Raw genomic sequence first — 255 nt, forward strand, 5'->3', positions numbered from 1 at the left:
CGGGCTCCGGTCAGAAAGCCAATGCCCTCAACCTTCAAGCAACGGTTCAGCTGACCCAGCAAACCAGCATCCCTCAGATGATCCTTGATCGTTTTCTCGATCAATGTCTCAAGCCTCTGCATGGCTGTAATTTGTTCGGCGAAAGCGGTCTTCAGCAGCGGCTCGTTAGCCCAGCTTTGTACCAGAGCCACTCGAGCCTGAACCAAGGCTGCGCGACGGCGGAAAAGGCTCAGCAGCTGGCGATACAGCGCAGAT

The 255-nt window shown here is 56.1% G+C and carries 1 pseudogene; it reads right to left on the bottom strand.

From position 1 onward, the window contains the following. Positions 1-255 (bottom strand): annotated as a pseudogene (locus IB266_RS31355) (IS110 family transposase); the annotation flags it as partial.

Origin of the sequence: Pseudomonas sp. Pdm06 (assembly GCF_014851795.1) — a bacterium.
Lineage (GTDB): Bacteria > Pseudomonadota > Gammaproteobacteria > Pseudomonadales > Pseudomonadaceae > Aquipseudomonas > Aquipseudomonas fluorescens_AA.